The following is an 18,482-nucleotide window of genomic DNA, read 5'->3' on the forward strand; positions in this document are numbered from 1 at the left end:
TTATTGTCTTTTCTACAGCTATTCGATGCGTTTTGCTCCTTGGAAACAGCTTACCTTACTAGTACGCTAACAAAAAAAAATGTCTGGATTAATAAGATGGTTTTATGCTATACCTTATATAATAACAAACTTCTCTTTTCTATTCTCTCCTATATATAAGGACACAAAATATACATCAAAACAACAAAAAACTCTACTTATCCAAAGTTCGCGTTAGGGATAGCAGCGAATAGCCCACAGTCCCGCCTTTTTTTGGCGGGACGAGGACTTGTAGCGAATAGCCCGACTCCTTAATATAAAGAAAGGCGATTCTCCACTAAAAGAATCGCCTTTCTTTATATTAAAGAGGAACGCCAAAAAGAATTTCCTAATCGAAACGTATGGCTTTCACCGGTGATATTTTGGTTATTATATAGGACGGAATTAATAATACCAGGAAACAAACGGTCACTGTAAGCATATTTAATAAAAGTATGTATCCCCAATTTAAGTATACTGGCGCTTGATTGACGTAATAGTTCTCAGGAGGAAGTTGAATTATCCCGAATTGTTGTTGGATTAATAATAACGAGACACCTATTAGATTCCCCCAGAAGAGTCCTCTTACTATAAGGTAGAAGGCGTTGTAAAGAAATATTTTTCGGACTGACCAATTATTAGCCCCTAATGCTTTTAGAATTCCTATCATTTGCGTTCGTTCAAGTATAAGCACTAATAACGCTACTACCATATTTATTGTAGCAACAAGAATCATGACTACTAATATAACGATGATGTTGAAATCAAATAGTTGAAGCCATTCGAATATATAACTGTATTTTTCAATTATAGTTTTGGAGTCTAATGTTGATGCTGTTTGCGCATATACTTGCTCACCCGTAGCTTCTATAGTATCAAAATCGTCAACAAAGACTTCGAAAGCACCTATTTGATCTGGCGCCCATTTATTGATACGCTGCATGTGACGAATATCTCCTATTATATAGGTAGCGTCGAATTCTTGAAAACCAGAATTAAAAATTCCAACAACATCAAAATTCCTCAAGTTATACCCACTCTCTTTCATGAAAAAAGTATTGAATGCGTCACCCACTTTCAAATTCAATCTATTTGCTATAAACTCAGAAATCACAACTTCTTCATTTAAATTCCCATTGACATTTGGAATTCTCCCTTGAACAATGTATTCCTTTATATTATCCCATTTATAATCATTTCCTACTCCTTTGAAAATAATCCCTTCGAAAGCAGTTTCGGTTCTAATAATTCCGGCTTTACTGGCAATAGCCTGAATATGCTCAACTCCGGGAACAGATGTAAACTTTGGATAAAAATCTTGTTTTTTAGAAATGGGTGTCAGCGTAACTTCGGATTGATTGTTGTCGTAATTCGAAATAATGATATGTCCATTGAAAGCCGAAACTTTCTCTCGAATTTTTTGCTGTAGTCCAATTCCAGTTGCTACTGAAACAATCATCATAATCATACCAATGGCAATTGCCGAGATTGCAATTTTTATAATTGGCGCAGATATGCTACTTTTATAATCTTTAGCGGTTATAAGTCGTTTGGCGATGAAATATTCTAAATTCAATTTGATTGCTTTTCTAATTTGGATTTGCTTCGCCAGTTTGCGTAGCTAAAGCCAAAAATACAGCTAAAACACGAATTACACTAATTGGCATTAATTTTATTTGAACTACTATATGATTCCATTTTTAAGAATATCGGTTAGTTTTATATTTTTAACAATCATTTCAACTTCCTGTTCAGCAAGGAAAACAAATGACAGCGAAAATCTAAAACCAACTTTAGAAAACACTAAAAACAACCTAACTATCGAAATAAAGACTGGAGCTGATAATTACAACCATTATTTACCATTATTAAAGGATAAGAAAATTGGCGTTGTCACTAATCAAACCGGAATTCTATCTAATAAAACGCATTTAGTAGATTTTCTATTAGAAAAAAACATTGCTATCCAAAAAATATTTGCACCAGAACATGGTTTTCGCGGAACTGCAGATGCAGGTGAACATTTAGTTGATGGGAAAGATTCTAAAACTGGACTTTCAATTATTTCGCTTTATGGCGATAACAAAAAACCGAAACCAGAACAACTAGCCGGAATTGACATTATGGTTTTTGATTTGCAAGACGTAGGCGCGCGATTTTATACTTATATTTCTTCGTTACATTATATCATGGAAGCCTGTGCCGAAAATAATATTCCACTTTTAATTCTTGACCGACCAAATCCAAACGTAAGTATTGTAGACGGGCCAATTCTTGAAACTGCATATACCAGTTTTGTGGGAATGCATCCAATCCCTTTGCTTCACGGAATGACAATTGGCGAATATGCGCAAATGATAAACGGTGAAAAATGGTTAAAGAATGAAGTACAATGCAAATTGACCGTTATTCCTTGTATTAATTACAATAGAAAAATGAATTATAGTTTACCTGTAAAACCTTCACCGAATCTTCCGAACGATCAAGCCGTAAATCTTTATGCGAGTTTGTGTCTTTTTGAAGGTACAAATGTGAGTGTGGGAAGGGGAACTGAAAAACAATTTCAGATTTATGGCTCTCCTTATTTACCTAAAAGTGATTTTAGTTTTATTCCTAAACCAAATTTTGGCGCACAAAATCCTGTTTACAATGGTATCGAATGTTACGGAGAAGATTTATCTACAGCTAAAAAAGTAAATCAATTAGAATTAAAATGGTTAATTAAAGCCTATCAAACTACAACGGACAAATCTAAATTCTTCAATCCTTTTTTTACCAAACTCGCAGGAACTAAAAAATTACAAGAACAAATAGAAGCTGGGACTTCGGAAGATAAAATCAGAGAAAGCTGGAAAAAAGGGCTAATCGATTTTAAAGAAATGAGATTGAAATATTTGATATATTAAAAAGGAATAAAGAAACGAGAAGCACGACTTGCTAGTACATTAGTTACAAGGGCAATTTCTTCTTCATTTCCTCTACAATATTAAAAGCTGCCGGACAAATAGCTACGTTTTTCAACGTTAAATCTGTGATTTGCTGGAACTTTTTTCTATCTGTGTGTGGAAATTCTCTACATGCTTTTGGACAAACATCATAAATCATACATGCATTTTCATTATCCAGAAAAGTACACGGCACACTTTGTAACACATAATCTCTGTCTTCGTCAATGCGAAGATATTGCTCGATAAACTGTTGTGGTTTTTGTCTAAGATATTTTGAAACACGCTCAATATCTGCATCCGTAAATAATGGTCCAGTAGTTTTACAACAATTAGCACACGTTAAACAATCCGTTTTCTTGAATTCAGCATCATGTAAATCTTGCATCACATAATCCAAATTCTTTGGTGTCTTCTTTTTCAGCTTATCGAAATACTTTTTGTTTTCGATATGCTTATCTTTGGCTTCTTTAGGAAGATTGTTTAAAATAGTGTTCATTCGTAGATTTGTTTTTCGGTTATTCGATAAAACATTCCGCGAAATTACTTAAAACAAACCAACAAATCACCAAATTAACACATCAACTACAATGAAAGACCTTTTTGGCAAAGCCATACTCGATTTTCAAACTAATAATTTCCCGGAAGATTTAATAACGGAAACCTCCATTTCCGAAGAAGATGAAATGAGTGTTGAATATCTATTTCGTTCCTATGACGAAATGCCAAAACTAGAGCAGAAAGCATTACAACTTGCGAAGGGAAAAATTTTGGATGTAGGTTGTGGCGCAGGAAGTCATAGTTTGTGTCTACAAAACGAAAGAAATCTTGACGTTCACTCGATTGATATTTCTAAAAATGCAATTGAAGCCTGTAAATTACGCGGTTTAAAAAATACTAAAGTTCAGAATATTCTTGAAATGGACTCTGATAATCCTGAAAATAAATTTGACACCATTTTATTATTAATGAATGGTACCGGCATTTTTGGAACACTGAAAGAAACCACTACATTTTTACAGAAACTAAGAAGTTTGCTAAACCCAAATGGACAAATTCTAATTGATTCTTCGGATATAATTTATATGTTTGATAATGACGAAGATGGCGGAAAATGGATTCCAAGTAATGGATATTATGGCGAATTGACTTTTACAATACGTTATAAAAACGAAAAAGAAGACAAATTCCCTTGGCTTTATTTAGATTATAACACTTTGCAAAATGCGGCTTTCGCCAATGGATTACAAAGCGAGTTAATTCTTGAAGGGGAACATTATGATTATTTAGCCAAACTTTCAATTTAAAAGAACACATTTTAGAATGGAAAATACAGCATTAGAAAAATTACGTTATCCTATTGGGAAATTTATAGCTCCAGAAAGCTATTCCAGCGAATATCTAACTAATAAAATAGCAGAAATCGCCAGTTTCCCTGAACGATTGAAAAAAGAAGTGCTTCATTTAACCGAGGAACAACTCGAAACACCGTATCGAAAAGATGGCTGGACTATTCGTCAAGTAATTCATCATTGTGCCGATAGTCACTTAAATTGTTTTATTAGAATCAAATGGACGCTGACCGAAGATAATCCTACAATAAAATTCTATCACGAAGACCGTTGGGCTGAATTACATGATAATATGACAATGCCTATCCAACCTACACTTTCGTTTCTGGAAGGTTTACACTTTCGTTTGGTATATTTAATGAATAGCCTATCAGAATCTGATTTAGAAAAATCCTTTATTCATCCTGAGCATAACACAGCATTTCAATTGAAGGAAATAATTGGAACTTATGCTTGGCATGGAAATCACCACTTAGCACATATCACAGCATTAAAAGAACAAAAAGGTTGGTAATTGAACGTTAAAACCATTTTTACCATTGATAAAAAATCCCAAATACAATTTGCATTTGGGATTTTTAAATTTTAAGGAATATTCAAATATTTATGGGTCTGTAAAGAAACACGCCATTTTGGATTGTTCATCACATAATCTACAATCAGCGGAGTCATTTCTTCTTTTTTACTCCATTCAGGTTGTAAAAACAGAATGGCATTACTATTCACTTTTTCAGCTTGCTCTTCAGCAAAAATAAAATCGTGTTTATTATAAATGATAACTTTCAACTCATGTGCATTATCATAAACCGTTTGTGTAGGTAGTTTATTTTTCTTTGGAGACAGACAAATCCAATCCCAATTTCCAGTAAGCGGATACGCTCCTGAAGTTTCAATATGAACTTTTCTATTATTTTCTTTTAGCTTTTGCGTCAGCAAAGTCATATCCCACATCAAAGGCTCTCCACCAGTAACTACAACAGTCTCTGAGTATTTACTTGCATTTGTAACTATTAAATCTACACCTGTTGGAGGATGTAATTCTGCATTCCAGCTTTCCTTAACATCACACCAATGACAACCCACATCACATCCGCCAATTCTAATAAAGTATGCAGCTGTCCCAGTATGAAATCCTTCCCCTTGTATAGTATAGAATTCTTCCATTAACGGAAGCATGGCACCTTTATTAACTTCTAATTGTATTTCTTTTGATAACATTATTTTATTTTAAAGTGCAAAGATAGTTAATTTGAAAATGAGTTAATTTGAAAACAGAAACTAAAACAATAAACTTTAAAAAACAGAAATCTACGGTTCATAATGATTCTAAAAAAATTCAATACAATTGATAAAATTAAAATTTCATAATACCATTAAACAAAAAAAAACCGATAGTTAAAAAACTATCGGTTTATTAAGTTAAGAAACAAGTATCTTATTTCAATGTTTTCAATGATTCAGTTGCATAAGTATTAGCCGGATCAAGCGCTAATGTTTTTCTGAAATATTCGATCGCTTTAGCTTTATCTGTATTAGCATAATTAGCAGCGATGTTATTGTATGACTCAATAATTTTAGCTTTTACAGCAGGTTTTGCAGTTTCTTCAGCACCTAAAGCAGTAACTTTAGCTACATAATCCTCATAATTTTTAGTCATAATATCATCTTTATCAAGCAATCTATTCGTTCTTGCTCTGTAAAGATAAGCTTCATGATATGTTGGCGATGCCACTAATACTCTTTCGAAAGCAGCATCTGCTTTTTGTAAAGCAATAACATCTGGTTTTACATCTTTACTATTATTAGCATAATAATTTGATAAACCATAATAAACATTATCATCAAGATACGTTTTAGAATCTGCAATATTAGCACCAAATTCGAAAATTGAAGCTGCTTCTTTATATAGTTTTTGCGTAAATAATTTTTTACCAACTTCGCTTAAATCTTGAACTGCCAAAGGCTCCATTTCAACTGCCTTTTTAATATCTACTAATCCAGCATTAAAAGCTGTTGCGTCAATTGCTAATCCATCAGCGCTAGTTCCTTTTTTAATTTTGGTTAAACCTAAATATAAATAATCTAAAGCGATAGCTTTGTTTCCTGGAGCTGCGATAAAGCTTTCCAATGATTTGATAGCTACATCAACATTTCCGTTTTTATAAGCAGCATATCCTAAATAACGATAGATTCTTGGATTAACTTTATCTAATTCAATCATCTTATTAGCTTCTACTTCAAGAGCAGCATAATCCTCTACCAAGATAAGGAAGTCAGCACGACGCATTCTTGAGTGAATAGAATAATCCGTTAATGACATATATTTATCATAATACCCTATCGCTGTTTTATAGTTTGCAGCAGCTTGAGAAGGTTTATTACGTGCTATTTTATAATATGTTTCAGCTAGTTCTCTATAAACTGGTCCATAATTAGGATTTATTGCGATAACTTCATTATAAGCTTTCAAAGCTTCGTCATAAGATTTAGCACCTTTCAACAAAACACCCAATTGCATTTTAGCTCTCAGCAAAGTATTATCTGCTTGAAAAGCACTTCTATAAGCAACATAAGCTTCATTTTGTTTGCCATCACCATAATAAGCGTCTCCTAATGCTAGTTGTAATTGCGCATCTTGTGGATTGTTTATCACAGCACGGTTCAAAATTGCAATTGCACTTTTATAATCCGGTTTAGCAACATTCATGTAAGCTCTTGCTATATAAACATACACTTGTACGTCTTTCTTTTTGATGTCTTTTGTAGCCAAAGCAAATTTAGCTTGTGCTCCAGTCACATCATTTTTATCTAAATCCATTTGACCTAAACCAATATAATTCAATTTAGCTCCTTCAGATGTATTTAATCCATTTTGAAAATAAATTTTAGCAGAATCCTCTACACTTTGAGTAAGATATACATTCCCTAAAGTAAAGAAAGCTGCACCATTACTTGGTTTTGCTTTGATAATCGATTTTAATATCGATTTAGCACTTTCAAATTGCTCTGCATCGATAGCCTTTTTTGCCTGATTAATATCTTGTGCTTGACTCGCAAAAGCGGAAGCCAACAATGCAACACTAAAAAATTTTAATTTATTCATTTTAATTGTAGTTAATTTATTTTTTATCATTTTGGTCTTTACCAATTATCGTAAACTTCCTTGTGGGAATACGAACTGGTAGCAATCCAGATTTTAAAATTATTCTTTGTCCGACATCTCCAGCAACAAAAGAGGCGAAGCCCATTCCTAATCCAGAAAAACCTTGACAATTGATTATATACAAATCACGTGCCAAAGGATATTTCCCTTCTGCTATATTATTTTGTGACGGGATATAATAGTTATCACCTTTAAGACCTTTAACACCTAAAGTAGTAACATTATCAACATATTTTTGCATTGCTGGTAATGGTTGTGAAAGCCAATTAACTCCCACTACACCAATCATACCCTCATTTTCTGAAACATATTTTATAACTTCATCATTAGATTTAAATGAGAAGACACCTTTTTCAGGTATGGCTTTTATACCAGCCAAAGAATTCATGTAACGTACTGTACTTGAGTTAAGGTTATCAAAAACCAATCCTTTGATTGATGCTACAGGCTTGCCTTGCATAAAACTAATAACATCATTTAACGCTACAAGAGTATCTTTATTGCTTTTATTAGAGATAAAAGCTACAGCATCGGTAGCGAAAATAGTTATTTTAGGATTAATTTTTCTTTGTTTAAAAATCTTCTCTTCTTCAGTTGTCAAACTTCTGGATAAAATAGCTATAGCAGCTTTTTCATTAAATAAAGAATTAACCGTTTCAGATTCAGATTTGGAAACAAGTTTTATTTTAGCCTTATATTCATTTTCAAATACGGCTACTTGATCTTCAATAATAGGAGCTAAAGTTTCATCTACATAAATTGTGGTTGAACCTTTCAGTATTGTTTCTTTGTCTTTTTTATTAGTAGCTTGATTACACGCAAACACCAATATCACTATTGAAAACAATATAAAATACGGAAGTTTAGAATAATTTTTCATGATCTAGTTATTATTATCATTAATAATTCGAAAGAATCTAAAAGAAGCATATACAATAAGTAAAGCCCCAAAAGCAACTCTATAAGTAGGCTCCATTGCTAGGGGGAAATTCTTCATAAAGATAATAAATAAACCTAAAACAAGGTAAACTAGAAAAAACAAAATTCCTAAAACAAGAAGAAATCGCTCTTTAAGCGATTTCTTCTTAATATTATTAAGTATGTTATTTAACATTATTCTGCAGATTGAATAGTAATTGGAAGAGAATAAAGTACTCTTACTTTTTTACCATTTTGCTCACCCGGTGTCCATTTAGGACATTTTTTCAAAACACGGATAGCTTCTTTTCCTGTTCCATAACCGATATCTCTAATTACTTTAATATCAGTCAAAGAACCGTCTTTTTCAACAACAAAAGTAACGTAAACTTTACCTTTTAATCCTTCTTCTTCTGGAGTTTGATAGTTATTACCAACAAATTTGTAAAATTTATCGATTCCTCCTGGGAAATCAGGCTTAACCTCAATACCAGCAGTGTTATAAATTTGGTTATCAACCTCTTCAACTACAGCTGCAGTTCCAGTACCAACCGGCTCAACTGTTAAAACAGCATCTGGATCTCCTTTTATAGTTTCATCACCTAATTTTTTGTCTTTAATTTCGACAGTTTTAGGTGGTTCTTCTGTCACTTCTTCCGCTTTTGCAACCACTGGTTTAACAAATTTTACTTGATCCACTTTTGGTGGCGGTGGTGGCGGTGGTGGAACATCTTTTTTTACTTCTTCCTTGGGTGGCAATTTGATACTAACAATTTTAGTATCTAAAGTATCATCACCTTCCGAAGAATCTGGTAGTAAGCTTAAAATAAGTGGCATACTAACAGCTAGAGCAAAAACAATTGCACCAAAGATAAGTGCTCTAACAGTAGTCTTGTTATTTGTTTTTCTTAGTTCGTAAGCTCCATAAGCTTTATTACGACCTTCGAATACAATATCAAGCCATTGGTTTGTGAATATATCTAATTTCATTTTTCTTAATTATTAGGTTATAGAGTAAATGCTAAAATCTTATTTACCTTCTAACAATTTTAGTTCTTCTGGAGAAAAATCATTTACAATTGCATTTGAAGGTACGCCTACAATAGCCATCTCATCTAGTATGTCTACTAAATTACGGTAATTTGATTTTTTACTTGGTTTGATAATTACTATTAAACCTTTGTCTTTGTTCCCAGTGTATTCAACTACTGATTGTTTTCTTTTCAATAATTCTTTACGAATACCCTCTTTACCATAAGAAATATCTTTAGGACCAGCAATTGGAGTTGCTAATAAACCCATGTAATAAACCATCTTATCATTGTCTCCTAATAAAACCGTTAATGTACGATTTTCATCAACCTTGATTGGTTTATCAGTAGGATCATCTTCTTTATCAGGCAAACCCAAAGGCATCGATTGTGGTTTAGACAACGTAGTCGTAAGCATAAAGAACGTAATCAATAAGAATGCCAAATCCACCATAGCAGTTAAATCTACTTTTGAGTTAGCTTTTTTACTTCTTACTTTTCCACCTTTTTTGCCATCTCCGTCGCCGGTATTTAATTCAGCCATTTTAGTGTATTTTTTTAGTTATTTTTCTGTTGCTCTCAAACCAGTAACAAGGTTGAAGTTATTGATTTTCTGATCTTGTAAAATATCCATAACGCGTTTAATCGCTGGATACTCTTCTTTTGCATCACCTTTTATAGCAATTTGCAATTCTTTATCATTAACATCAATATTTGCAATACGAGAATTGTAAATCCATTCATGTAATTGATTATTCAATGAATCTTTAGGAACACCTGGCTGTAAACCTGGCTTACTTCTATCCCCTGTTTTCATTGCAATCAATTGCTTCAGACTAGTAATTGGAACTCCAATACCTTCCATTAAAGCAAACTTAGCAGATTCTTCTTCCGTAAATTCAACACCGTATTTTTGTCCCATTAACTCAAGTGCCTTTTTTCTAACTTCTCTACCCTTTAAGTCAAAGAAAACTTTTCCTTTTCCTACAGTTATAGTAGCTAAATTATCATCTGGCAACTTAGATTGAACTTGCGATGCAGGCGTATCAACTGGCAATGCCTCAGGTATCTTAGCTGTTGCTGTCATTACAAAGAAAGACAACAATAGAAAGGCCACATCACACATAGCAGTCATGTCCGTAGACCCTGCTTTTTTCTTCATTTTTATAGCCATTAATATATTTTTTTATACTTACAAGAAAATAGAATCTGTTTTTCAGATTACTATTTCCTTGCAAATTAAATTATTAATTATTTTTTTGTACTTCTGTAGTGTCTGTAAGTATTTACAATTGTATTACCTGCCTCATCAATAGAGTAAGTCAAAGTATCAATTTTAGAAGTAAAAAAGTTATAAGCAATAATTGCTAAAGCTGAAGTAGAAATTCCTGTAGCAGTATTAATCAATGCCTCAGAAATACCATTTGCAAGAGCAGCTTGATCAGGAGTACCTGCAGCAGATAAAGCACTAAATGCTTTAATCATACCTGTAACTGTTCCTAACAAACCAGCAAGTGTACCTAATGATACCATTGTAGAAAGAATAGTCATATGTTTTTCTAACATTGGCATTTCTAATGAAGTAACCTCTTCTATTTCTTTGTGAATAGTTTCAGCTGCAGCTTCGCTATCTAAACCTTCGTTTTTAACTTCTTGGTATTTTAATAAAGCTGATTTTATTGGATTTGCAACAGAACCTTTTTGTTTGTCACATGAAGCAATAGCTCCTTCAATATTACCATCTTTAATATCTTTTTGTACACTTGACATGAATTTATCAAGATTTCCTGTACCAGCTGCTTTAGAGATTACAGCATAACGCTCAAATGAGAAAACAACCACCATCAAAAGACATCCTAACAAAATTGGTACAATAGGACCTCCTTTGTATACCATTGCCAACATATTTCCTGGTAATGGGTGACCTGTATTAACACCGCCTTCGAAATTAGCGCCATTACCCATTATAAAATTCCAAATTAACCATCCAACAAAAACACATGCTACAATAATGATTCCTGAAATCATTCCTCCTCCGTTTGCACCTTTTTCTTTTTTAACGTTTGCCATTTTTTTTTAATTTTAATAGTTTTAAATAAATTATCTTAGTTATATTAAACTTGTAGTAGAGCAAATTTATATTTTTAGTTTAAATAAAAAAACTTTTTTTAATTTTATTATAATTAAATTTATTTCAAAAACACATTTGCAATTTACTACTTTGCATTTATATCAAAATACTCAAACAAATCTACTCTTTTACGAAAAATAACGTATTTTTTTATGATATATTAACACAATATTTCAATATCTAACTCCCATCTGTCAAAACTAATATTTTATATTATTAACAATAAAAAAGCAGGAAAACTGCAGTATACACTAAAATTTCAGGTTTTGTAAAAAAAATAATACCTTGCAAATGATTTAAATCTAAACTTATTATGAGCAGAAAAGAAGATTTCATACAACAAATTACAGACGGATATAGTTCTAAAGGAGAAAGTATTACTCTTGGCGGAGCTATATTAGACGGAGAAGCTTTACCCAATGCACATGTAAAAATACCGCTAAAAACATTAAACCGTCATGGATTAATTGCAGGGGCTACCGGAACCGGAAAAACCAAAACCATACAAGTACTGTCAGAACAATTATCATCCTTTGGAATCCCTGTATTGATGATGGATATAAAAGGTGATTTTAGTGGTATTGCAAAAGAAGGAGAAGAGAAAGCATTTATTACTGAACGACATGCTAAAATAAACATCCCTTATAATACGGCAAGTTTTCCTGTTGAATTATTGAGTTTATCAGAACAAAATGGTGTTCGTCTTCGCGCAACTATCTCTGAGTTTGGACCGGTTTTATTTTCTCGAATCCTAAATTTAAATGATACCCAAGCCGGAGTCGTTTCTGTTATTTTCAAATATTGTGATGACAATAAAATGCCTTTATTGGATTTAAAAGACATCAAAAAAGTAATCAATTATATTACCGAAGAAGGAAAAGACGAAATTGAGGAAAGCTATGGCAAAATTTCCACTTCAACAACGGGCACCATCCTGAGAAAGATAATAGAATTAGAACAACAAGGTGCTGAACTATTTTTTGGAGAAATGTCTTTTGACGTTGACGATTTGATGCGCATTGATGAAAACGGAAAAGGATACATCAACATTTTGAGACTGACTGACATTCAAGATAAACCTAAATTATTTTCAACATTCATGCTAAGTTTATTGGCTGAAATCTATCAGCAAATGCCTGAAAAAGGAGATTCGGACCAGCCAGAATTAGTGATTTTTATTGATGAAGCTCATTTAATTTTCAATGAAGCCAGCAAAGCATTATTAGAACAAATAGAGACTATTGTAAAACTTATTCGTTCCAAGGGAATCGGGATTTACTTCATCACTCAAAACCCAATGGACATTCCAAGTGGTGTTTTGGCACAATTGGGTTTAAAAATTCAACATGCTTTAAGAGCTTTTACTGCCAATGATCGAAAAGCCATCAAACAAACCGCTGATAATTATCCAACATCTGAATTTTATAAAACGGATGAAATTTTAACTAGCTTAGGAATTGGAGAAGCATTAGTAACTGCATTAAACGAAAAAGGAATTCCAACACCACTTGCAGCAACAATGATGCGTGCTCCTATGAGCAGAATGGATATTTTAACTGAGAGTGAAATTCAAGAAATCAATAACAGATCTAAACTGGTAAAAAAATACAGCGAACTCATTGACAGAGAAAGCGCTTATGAAATGCTAAATAAAAAAATTACCGTTATTGAAGAAGCAGCTGCAGAACAAGAACAGGAAAAAACATCTGAAAAAGAAGAAGCTAAAGGTCCTAGTACAGCAAGTGTAGTGGGGAAATCCGTTTTAAAAGTATTGACAAGTGCTACTTTTATAAGAGGTGCTTTTGGTGTTTTGACAAAAATGTTTAAAAAATAAAATTCTCCAATACCCTTTTAGAATTAAAACTCTAAAAGGGTATTTTAAAAAGTAACATTAAAAATGAAAAAATATTTTATTCAAAAAGCACCTTTTATAGTTCCAACAACTGATGGTAAACTAATCGAAGAGCATCACGGAATTGCTACCACAAACAATCCCGAAATTTCGATTGCACACATGATTGCACCTCCTAAATGGAGCGAACCTTTTCAAACACCTGAATTTGAAGAATACACTTATGTCATTGCAGGAAAAAAGCAATTCATCATTGAAAATGAAATTGTTATTCTTGAAGCGGGCCAATCTATAAAAATTGAAAAAAATACTCGAGTGCAATATTCCAATCCTTTTGATGAGCCTTGTGAATATATTGCCATTTGCAAACCTGCATTCGATTTTACTAAAGTACATCGTGAGGAATAAATAGTGCCGATGGAAGTAAAAATCTATCGCAACTATATCGAAGCAAACAACTCGAAAAAATTATTGCAGTAATTCCAAGATTTTATTCTCTACCGTTTCAGTATCCCAAATATTCTCGATGTTTTCCATTTTCAAAACTTCCTCCATAATCGCATTTTGATAATCTCCAATAGCCAAAGCTTCGGCATAAGGACGATCACTAAAAGTTACTCTGCTATAAAGCGGAATCCATTTCTCGGGATATTTATCTGAGAATGATTTTTCGATTTTCTTTTGCAACAAGAATTTCTCATCAGCTGTTTTAGAACTCATTTCCATAAAATTACGATAGGAAAGTTCCGCAATTGCATCAGCGTTGGGTTTACGGGATTTTTGATATTCCGAGAAAATCGTTTTCCAATCATCTCCGTATTCTTCAATCATTTCATAAAGAATTGAAATGTCCTCAAAGCCCGCATTCATTCCTTGCCCGTAAAATGGAACAATTGCATGACAAGCGTCACCAATTAGTGCAATTTTATCTTCATAAGTCCATGGAAAACATTTCATCGTCACCAATGTACTTGTTGGATTTTTAAAGAAATCCTCAGTCAGTTTAGGAATTACATCAATGGTATCCGGAAGGTTTTTCTCAAAAAAAGTTTCTACCTCTTTTTGGTTTTTCAAAGAAGCAAAAGAATTTTCTCCTTCAAAAGGCATAAATAAAGTACATGTAAAACTACCATCTAAATTTGGTAATGCAATCAACATATATTCTCCACGAGGCCAAATATGAAATGAATTCTTGTCTAGTTTATGGGTTGCATCCGAGTTTGCAGGAATATTTAATTCTTTATATCCAATAGGTAAAAATTCTTGTGAATAATCAAACATACTTTGGCGCTGCATGCGATGACGGATTCTGGAAAAAGCTCCGTCGGCTCCAAAAACCATATCATATTTCTTTTCTTCCCAAGCACCTCTTTCGGTTTCACCGATGTGCAAAGTAGCATCATCTAAGGTTACATCCCAGATTTTATGTTCGAAAAAGAATTCTGCTCCTGCGGCTTCCGCCAAATCGATCATTTTTCTATTCAAAGTTCCTCTGGAAATCGAGTAAATAGATTCTCCTTCTTGTCCGTAATTTTGAAAATTAAGTTTATCAACAAGATGAATGGCCCTTTTATCCATTGGGATGGCAATTTCTCGCACGGCATCTCCTACTCCTACGCCATCAAGCGCTTTCCAACCTCGGTTAGACATAGCTAAATTAATAGAACGACCTGAAAACTGAATTTGTCTGATATCTGGGCTTCTATCAAAAACATGAACCGTATGACCAGCTTTGCGAAGGTAAATAGCTAATAAAGATCCAACTAATCCAGAACCTACAACCGCTATTTTTTTGGGAATTTGCATTAATTTTTTATAAAAAGTTAAGCAAAATTACTGATTTTATTAGACTAAGAACTTTAAAACTATTAATTTTTACGTGGAATAAAAACCAATTTTGTTGAAGTTCTAACAATCTCCTCCTTATTCAGCATCATTCTTCTAAATTTTCCAGTATTATAAAGCTCCGCTTGATCACTGTAATGCGCACTTAAAGGGTTTCCTGATTGCCCTGTTGGAAGGATGCTCCAGCTGTTTTCGATATCAGAAAAATCAATAATTCTTCTTGTTGACGGACCTCCTTTTACGATATAATTTCCATCATCGGTAAAATCAAAAAACAAATTATTAATGACTTCTGTAGCACCCGAAACCTCAAAAGGACCTACATTGAAAATCCTTCTTAACGCAGCCACTTTACCCAATGGATGCTGATGTTCTACCGTATGAACTTTATTCCAAGTCCAATCAGCAACCGAAGTTCCCAATTGTTCTTCTAAAGCTACAATTGATTCTTTAAACGATTGTGATATAATTTTACTTCGGGTTTCTTTTTCATTTTTAGTACTTATATTATCCCACCAAGGCGACGCTGGATTCACAATTTGTTTTGCAATGATTTGCTTCATAATATGTGTTCCTAAAAATTGCTTGAAATGAGCTGCACCAAGTTCATCTTCGAAAGTATTTTTTAAATAATTAAAAATCCATTTATTGTAAATTGTTGGTGCAACATCAGCAAGATTATTCGAACCTTTCCATTCTTTCAAAACAGTCAAAGCTTCTTTCTCGTTTTCAGAAAGTGTTTTCTGATCAACATTTGAGATTAACTGCTTAACCACCTCTGGAGCAACTGATGACGTATTATCAAAAATCATTTCCCCTACCGCAGTTTTATCCCAATTTGATTTTGGTTCTAATAATTGCGTAATTCTTTTTGCTCTGTCTTCAGGAAGATAATAACCTGGATATAAAAATCCATCTATGGGTTCCGGTTGATTGTTCGCAGAGTACACATAATTCCATTTTGGATTTACCGCCGATGGATTTTTGGAGAAATCCAAATATTCTTTAATATCATCTTTGCCACTGGCACCATCTAAAATAAAATTAGGATTTACGCCCGCATTATGCTTGTATAATTTCCCTGTTGCCCACCAAGCCACATTTCCTTTGGCATCGCCATACATCACATTCAAACCTGGTGCCGCTATTAAACTGACTCCTTTTTGAAAATCTGCTTTACTTTTAGCATGCGAAAGTTGATAAACAGCATCAAGAATTTGTATGGGTTGTTGTGTATAAATCCAAGACATTGCGACAGGCTTGTCTTGCTGCAAACCATCAATCAAATCATTTACGACCGTGCCGTGGCGAGTCACTTTAATATTCAAAACCACATCGGTAGAATCTTTTACTTTTATAATTTTTTTTCGAATTTCATACGCGCTAAAACCATTTGGTGTCTTGTACGTTTTTGCATCATTTGGATTATTCTCCTCTTGATACAAATCGATATCATCATTTTCAAACATTGTCAAACCATACGCATAGTCACGATTGTGTCCCAATAAAGGATATGGAGTTCCTGCCAAATAACATCCGTACAATTCAAAATCTGGCGTTACTACATGAGCTTCATACCAAGTTCCGGGCTGTGAAAACCCAATGTGTGGATCATTAGCAAAAATAACTTTCCCGTTTTTAGTTTTCTTTGGTGCAATAACCCAACTGTTACTTCCTATAAAAGGAGAAATTGGAGACTGATCTAAAATCGAAGCTACCGACTTTGAAATAGCAATATATTCTTGAGATGATTCTTTGGCATTTTTAATTCGGGTGGTATTAAACGAACCATCAATCCCAAAATCCTTGAGATACTCCATTCCGTATTTGTTTCGAATATCAGTCAATAACGGATCTGATTTTTGAGCCATTGCAAAACTAAAAGACATGTAACCAAAAATATTGTAAACATCTTTAATCGTAAACTTCTCTTTTTTAACCCCCACCAAACTGAACTCTATTGGCGTTGTTCCTTCTTCTAAATATTGATTAATTCCATCCAAATATGCCATGGTCAATTGATAACTTGGGCTGTTTTTATCCAAAGCTGCAATTGCTTTTGCTGAAGCTTCTTCAATTCCAAGTCCTGCAAAGAATTTATCATTTTTTAGTGCCACTGAGCCAAAAATCTCCGATAATCGTCCCGGTGCAATACGACGCATCAATTCCATTTGCCACAATCGATCTTGGGCATGAACATAACCCAAAGCCATCATTGCATCCTTTGAATTTGTTGCATAAATATGTGGAACGCCAAACTCATCAAAATAAACTGTCGTTTCTTTTTGAATATTTTTCAGTTGCAATTTGCCTTCATATTTTGGCTTTAGATAAAATCCATAAATAATTAAAGCCACAACTAAAACTACCACTACCGAAAGTAAAACGAGAAGAACTATTTTAAGTTTTTTCATATTTAAATAAATTGATAAACAAATATATACGATTTGAAAGTTATTTAAAATAATTTATTTAAACGAGTGTGATTCTGGTAAAATCGATTAAATACCATTATTTGTTTAATTTGTTTAATTTATTTTAAAATTAATTAAACAAAAAGTATATTTGTTCCAAATTAAAAAGATATGAAACACATTTCTAGAGATGATATTTCTCAAATGGAGAAAGTCGAAAGATTGAATTTAATTAATTCTTGCACCGGTTATAAATCAGCTAATCTTCTGGCTACAAAATCCCTTGATGGAAAATCTAATGTAGCAATTTTTAGCAGCGTGACCCATTTAGGAAGCAATCCGGCACTAATAGGATTTATCATGAGACCAACAACCGTTCCCAGAGATACATATAAAAACATAAGAGAAAATGGTTATTTTACCGTAAATCATATTACTGTAGATATGATTGAAGATGCGCACCATACATCAGCAAATTATGAATTAGGCATTTCTGAATTTGATAAAACTAATTTAGAAGAAGAGTACAAACCTAATATTGAAATCCCTTTTGTGAAAGGAAGCCCAGTTCAATTGTATTGCAAATATGTGAATGAATATTACATCAAGGAAAATGATACGATTCATATAATTGCCTCTATTGAAAATTTATTTTTTGAAGAAGAATTAGAACATAAAGATGGCTGGTTACAAATTGACAAAGGAAATGTTATAGCACTAAATGGTCTTGATGGGTATTGTTTACCTAAACTAGTAGATCGTTTTCAATATGCTCGAAAAGAACTTCCAACCACTTCCTTTTTTAAAAAATAA

17 protein-coding genes are annotated in these 18,482 nt (G+C 33.0%); 6 read left to right on the forward strand and 11 right to left on the reverse strand.

What is annotated here, in order from left to right; translation table 11 throughout:
• Positions 1–367 precede the first annotated feature (367 nt).
• On the reverse strand, positions 368–1,594 hold the full coding sequence (locus Q1W72_RS06375) for an ABC transporter permease (protein ID WP_302137672.1): 1,227 nt from the start codon (positions 1,592–1,594) through the stop codon (positions 368–370).
• A 112-nt stretch (positions 1,595–1,706) separates the two neighbouring features.
• Between Q1W72_RS06375 and Q1W72_RS06380 the strand changes: the two genes are divergently transcribed.
• Positions 1,707–2,924: a DUF1343 domain-containing protein gene (locus Q1W72_RS06380; RefSeq protein WP_302137674.1), complete on the forward strand. Its 1,218-nt coding sequence runs from the start codon at positions 1,707–1,709 to the stop codon at positions 2,922–2,924.
• 43 nt (positions 2,925–2,967) lie between these two features.
• On the opposite strand, the gene Q1W72_RS06385 is transcribed toward Q1W72_RS06380, so the two are convergent.
• Positions 2,968–3,462, reverse strand: a complete 495-nt coding sequence (locus tag Q1W72_RS06385) for a YkgJ family cysteine cluster protein (protein ID WP_302137675.1) — start codon at positions 3,460–3,462, stop codon at positions 2,968–2,970.
• A gap of 91 nt (positions 3,463–3,553) precedes the next feature.
• Here Q1W72_RS06385 and Q1W72_RS06390 point away from each other — a divergent pair, with 91 nt between their 5' ends.
• Entirely contained in the window at positions 3,554–4,270 is a 717-nt protein-coding gene (locus Q1W72_RS06390) for a bifunctional 2-polyprenyl-6-hydroxyphenol methylase/3-demethylubiquinol 3-O-methyltransferase UbiG (RefSeq protein ID WP_302137676.1), read from the forward strand.
• 16 nt (positions 4,271–4,286) lie between these two features.
• Positions 4,287–4,829, forward strand: coding sequence for a YfiT family bacillithiol transferase (locus Q1W72_RS06395; protein WP_302137678.1), 543 nt, complete (start codon positions 4,287–4,289; stop codon positions 4,827–4,829).
• Between the two features lie 71 nt (positions 4,830–4,900).
• On the opposite strand, the gene Q1W72_RS06400 is transcribed toward Q1W72_RS06395, so the two are convergent.
• From Q1W72_RS06400 to Q1W72_RS06435, 7 genes are all read right to left on the reverse strand, one after another.
• Positions 4,901–5,533 carry a 7-carboxy-7-deazaguanine synthase QueE gene (locus Q1W72_RS06400; protein WP_099713552.1) on the reverse strand — a complete coding sequence of 211 codons (633 nt, stop codon included), beginning with the start codon at positions 5,531–5,533 and terminating at the stop codon, positions 4,901–4,903.
• Positions 5,534–5,750: 217 nt separating this feature from the next.
• Entirely contained in the window at positions 5,751–7,418 is a 1,668-nt protein-coding gene (locus tag Q1W72_RS06405; protein ID WP_302137679.1) for a tetratricopeptide repeat protein, read from the reverse strand.
• Between the two features lie 16 nt (positions 7,419–7,434).
• On the reverse strand, positions 7,435–8,358 hold the full coding sequence (locus tag Q1W72_RS06410) for a PstS family phosphate ABC transporter substrate-binding protein (protein ID WP_099713553.1): 924 nt from the start codon (positions 8,356–8,358) through the stop codon (positions 7,435–7,437).
• Between the two features lie 233 nt (positions 8,359–8,591).
• Positions 8,592–9,386, reverse strand: a complete 795-nt coding sequence (locus tag Q1W72_RS06420; RefSeq protein ID WP_099713555.1) for an energy transducer TonB — start codon at positions 9,384–9,386, stop codon at positions 8,592–8,594.
• A gap of 39 nt (positions 9,387–9,425) precedes the next feature.
• On the reverse strand, positions 9,426–9,971 hold the full coding sequence (locus Q1W72_RS06425) for a biopolymer transporter ExbD (protein WP_099713556.1): 546 nt from the start codon (positions 9,969–9,971) through the stop codon (positions 9,426–9,428).
• An 18-nt stretch (positions 9,972–9,989) separates the two neighbouring features.
• Positions 9,990–10,601, reverse strand: a complete 612-nt coding sequence (locus Q1W72_RS06430) for a biopolymer transporter ExbD (RefSeq protein WP_099713557.1) — start codon at positions 10,599–10,601, stop codon at positions 9,990–9,992.
• Between the two features lie 77 nt (positions 10,602–10,678).
• On the reverse strand, positions 10,679–11,497 hold the full coding sequence (locus Q1W72_RS06435) for a MotA/TolQ/ExbB proton channel family protein (protein WP_099713558.1): 819 nt from the start codon (positions 11,495–11,497) through the stop codon (positions 10,679–10,681).
• A gap of 374 nt (positions 11,498–11,871) precedes the next feature.
• On the opposite strand from Q1W72_RS06435, the gene Q1W72_RS06440 reads away from it, so the two are divergent.
• Together Q1W72_RS06440 and Q1W72_RS06445 are read left to right on the forward strand one after the other, a co-directional pair.
• On the forward strand, positions 11,872–13,392 hold the full coding sequence (locus Q1W72_RS06440) for a helicase HerA-like domain-containing protein (RefSeq protein ID WP_302137681.1): 1,521 nt from the start codon (positions 11,872–11,874) through the stop codon (positions 13,390–13,392).
• A gap of 63 nt (positions 13,393–13,455) precedes the next feature.
• Entirely contained in the window at positions 13,456–13,818 is a 363-nt protein-coding gene (locus tag Q1W72_RS06445) for a cupin domain-containing protein (protein WP_302137682.1), read from the forward strand.
• Between the two features lie 60 nt (positions 13,819–13,878).
• Here the strand turns inward: Q1W72_RS06445 and Q1W72_RS06450 are convergent, their stop codons facing one another.
• On the reverse strand, positions 13,879–15,216 hold the full coding sequence (locus Q1W72_RS06450; protein WP_099713560.1) for an NAD(P)/FAD-dependent oxidoreductase: 1,338 nt from the start codon (positions 15,214–15,216) through the stop codon (positions 13,879–13,881).
• 62 nt (positions 15,217–15,278) lie between these two features.
• Positions 15,279–17,669 (reverse strand): penicillin acylase family protein, encoded by a 2,391-nt coding sequence (locus Q1W72_RS06455; protein WP_302137684.1) that lies wholly within the window; start codon positions 17,667–17,669, stop codon positions 15,279–15,281.
• Positions 17,670–17,840: 171 nt separating this feature from the next.
• Here Q1W72_RS06455 and Q1W72_RS06460 point away from each other — a divergent pair, with 171 nt between their 5' ends.
• On the forward strand, positions 17,841–18,482 hold the full coding sequence (locus tag Q1W72_RS06460) for a flavin reductase family protein (RefSeq protein WP_302137686.1): 642 nt from the start codon (positions 17,841–17,843) through the stop codon (positions 18,480–18,482).

It is taken from the genome of Flavobacterium sp. ZE23DGlu08 (genome assembly GCF_030505335.1).
Taxonomy (GTDB): Bacteria; Bacteroidota; Bacteroidia; order Flavobacteriales; family Flavobacteriaceae; genus Flavobacterium; species Flavobacterium algoritolerans.

What these genes read in the sequence shown, in the direction of transcription:
- Q1W72_RS06380 (WP_302137674.1), top strand. Translation starts at nt 1,707, where the DNA reads ATGATTCCATTTTTAAGAATATCGGTTAGTTTTATATTTTTAACAATC.
- Q1W72_RS06385 (WP_302137675.1), bottom strand. Translation starts at nt 3,462, where the DNA reads ATGAACACTATTTTAAACAATCTTCCTAAAGAAGCCAAAGATAAGCAT.
- Q1W72_RS06390 (WP_302137676.1), top strand. Translation starts at nt 3,554, where the DNA reads ATGAAAGACCTTTTTGGCAAAGCCATACTCGATTTTCAAACTAATAAT.
- Q1W72_RS06395 (WP_302137678.1), top strand. Translation starts at nt 4,287, where the DNA reads ATGGAAAATACAGCATTAGAAAAATTACGTTATCCTATTGGGAAATTT.
- Q1W72_RS06400 (WP_099713552.1), bottom strand. Translation starts at nt 5,533, where the DNA reads ATGTTATCAAAAGAAATACAATTAGAAGTTAATAAAGGTGCCATGCTT.
- Q1W72_RS06405 (WP_302137679.1), bottom strand. Translation starts at nt 7,418, where the DNA reads ATGAATAAATTAAAATTTTTTAGTGTTGCATTGTTGGCTTCCGCTTTT.
- Q1W72_RS06410 (WP_099713553.1), bottom strand. Translation starts at nt 8,358, where the DNA reads ATGAAAAATTATTCTAAACTTCCGTATTTTATATTGTTTTCAATAGTG.
- Q1W72_RS06420 (WP_099713555.1), bottom strand. Translation starts at nt 9,386, where the DNA reads ATGAAATTAGATATATTCACAAACCAATGGCTTGATATTGTATTCGAA.
- Q1W72_RS06425 (WP_099713556.1), bottom strand. Translation starts at nt 9,971, where the DNA reads ATGGCTGAATTAAATACCGGCGACGGAGATGGCAAAAAAGGTGGAAAA.
- Q1W72_RS06430 (WP_099713557.1), bottom strand. Translation starts at nt 10,601, where the DNA reads ATGGCTATAAAAATGAAGAAAAAAGCAGGGTCTACGGACATGACTGCT.
- Q1W72_RS06435 (WP_099713558.1), bottom strand. Translation starts at nt 11,497, where the DNA reads ATGGCAAACGTTAAAAAAGAAAAAGGTGCAAACGGAGGAGGAATGATT.
- Q1W72_RS06440 (WP_302137681.1), top strand. Translation starts at nt 11,872, where the DNA reads ATGAGCAGAAAAGAAGATTTCATACAACAAATTACAGACGGATATAGT.
- Q1W72_RS06445 (WP_302137682.1), top strand. Translation starts at nt 13,456, where the DNA reads ATGAAAAAATATTTTATTCAAAAAGCACCTTTTATAGTTCCAACAACT.
- Q1W72_RS06450 (WP_099713560.1), bottom strand. Translation starts at nt 15,216, where the DNA reads ATGCAAATTCCCAAAAAAATAGCGGTTGTAGGTTCTGGATTAGTTGGA.
- Q1W72_RS06455 (WP_302137684.1), bottom strand. Translation starts at nt 17,669, where the DNA reads ATGAAAAAACTTAAAATAGTTCTTCTCGTTTTACTTTCGGTAGTGGTA.
- Q1W72_RS06460 (WP_302137686.1), top strand. Translation starts at nt 17,841, where the DNA reads ATGAAACACATTTCTAGAGATGATATTTCTCAAATGGAGAAAGTCGAA.